Annotated in this window: 1 rRNA gene; it reads left to right on the top strand. The window is 43.9% G+C overall.

Annotated elements, in window-relative coordinates:
• Window positions 1–38: 38 nt before the first annotated feature.
• Window positions 39–2,340, top strand: a 23S ribosomal RNA gene (locus tag ABGF45_RS08280); the annotation flags it as partial.

The following is a 2,340-nucleotide window of genomic DNA, read 5'->3' as shown; positions in this document are numbered from 1 at the left end:
TTTGAACCTAAAACAATTAAATATTATGAAATATTTCTGGTCAAACAGAAAAGAGCGCAAGGTGAATGCCTTGGCATATGGAGCCGAAGAAGGACGTTAGCAAACGAAAGCCACGGTTAGCTGCAACAAGCTATGACCCGTGGGTATCCGAATGGGGAAACCCACATGATGAAGAGTCATGTACCATATACTGAATACATAGGTATATAGGAGGAAAACCCGGAGAACTGAAACATCTAAGTACCCGGAGGAAGAGAAAGAAAACTCGATTTTCTTAGTAGCGGCGAGCGAAAAGGAAAGAGCCCAAATTTGCATAGGCTTTAGGATATCTAGTAGAATTATCTGGAAAGATAAACCATAGAAGGTAAAGGTCCTGTATACGAAAGATAGAATAAAGTAGCATAAAAGAGTACCATCGAACACGTGGAATTCGGTGGGAATATAGGGGGACCACCCCCTAAGGCTAAATACTACCATATGACCGATAGTGAAGAGTACCGTGAGGGAAAGGTGAAAAGAACCCCGAGAGGGGAGTGAAATAGAATCTGAAACCTTGTGCTTACAATCAGTGGAAGCAGGCAGGATCTGTGACCACGTACTTTTTGTAGAACGGGCCAGCGAGTTATGGTATAAGGCGAGGTTAAGTAATTAAGTTACGAAGCCGTAGGGAAACCGAGTGTGAATAGCGCGAGAGTCTTATGCTATAGACCCGAAACTGGGTGATCTATCCATGGTCAGGGTGAAGTTGAAGTAAAATTCAATGGAGGCCCGAACCGGGTATCGTTTAAAAGATATCGGATGAACTGTGGATAGGGGTGAAAAGCCAATCGAACTCAGAGATAGCTGGTTCTCCTCGAAATAGCTTTAGGGCTAGCGTTGATTTGAGATTACTGGAGGTAGAGCACTGAATGGTCGCGGGGCGTTTGACGTTACCAAGATCTATCAAACTCCGAATACCAGATAATTATAATCAGCAGTCAGAACGTGAGGGATAAGCTTCACGCTCAAAAGGGAAACAGCCCAGACCGTCAGCTAAGGTCCCCAAATCATGTTAAGTGGGAAAGGATGTGATTCTACTCAGACAACTAGGATGTTGGCTTAGAAGCAGCCATACATTTAAAGAGTGCGTAATAGCTCACTAGTCAAGTGGAGTTGCGCCGAAGATAAACGGGGCTAAACATGATACCGAAGCTACGGAATTTAGAGACAAGAAGTAAAAGATTTAAGGAAAGTAAGTTTAATCAGAAATATAAAAAGAAAAGACGAAATTAAAATTTCATACGTCAGACATCAGAAAGATTATTCCCGTATGTAAATACGAAAATCAAAGATGAAAAAAGTATAAGAAACAATTTCAAAAGAAGGATTAAATAAACAGAACTTAGAAAATTTACTTCTCGTCTCTAGATTGGTAGAGGAGCATTGTGTACACGTTGAAGCTGAATCGAAAGATAGGTGGAGAGTACACAAGAGAGAATGCTGGCATGAGTAGCGAGAAGGTGAGTGAGAATCTCACCCGTCAAAAACCTAAGGTTTCCTGAGCAAGGCTCGTCCTCTCAGGGTTAGTCGGGACCTAAGCTAAGGCTGAAAAGCGTAGGCGATGGACAACAGGTTGAAATTCCTGTACTGCTAATGATCGTTATAAGAGATGTGTTGACGCAGAAGGTTAACTTAAGCACACGAATGGAAAGGTGTGTCTAAGCACAAAGTTAGGCTCCGGAGGCAAATCCCCGGAGTAACGATGAAGTGTGATGGGGATCGAAATATAAGTAGAGAAGTAAGTGACACCAAGCTGCCGAGAAAAGACACTATCGAGATCAAAAGCACCCGTACCGCAAACCGACACAGGTAGGTAGGAAGAGAATTCTAAGACGCGCGGAAGAACCATTGTTAAGGAACTCGGCAAAATGACCCCGTAACTTCGGGAGAAGGGGTGCCCTCATAAGAGGGCCGCAGTGAATTGGCCCAAGCGACTGTTTACCAAAAACACAAGTATCTGCTAAATCGTAAGACGAAGTATAGGTGCTGACACCTGCCCGGTGCTGGAAGGTCAAGGGGAAGGCTTAGCGCAAGCGAAGGCTAGAACTTAAGCCCCAGTAAACGGCGGCCGTAACTATAACGGTCCTAAGGTAGCGAAATTCCTTGTCGGGTAAGTTCCGACCCGCACGAAAGGTGTAACGATTTGGGCACTGTCTCAACAATGGATCCGGTGAAATTGTATTAGTTGTGAAGATGCAACTTACCCACGCTAGGACGGAAAGACCCCGTGGAGCTTTACTGTAGATTGATATTGGATTTTGAGGTTTAATGTAGAGGATATGTGGGAGACAGAGAATCAGT

The sequence above is a fragment of the Helcococcus sp. KG196 genome, assembly GCF_046035495.1.
Taxonomy (GTDB): Bacteria; Bacillota; Clostridia; order Tissierellales; family Peptoniphilaceae; genus Helcococcus; species Helcococcus ovis.
The sequence above is the reverse complement of the archived record's forward strand: the minus strand, read 5'-3'. Positions and strand labels throughout refer to the sequence as shown.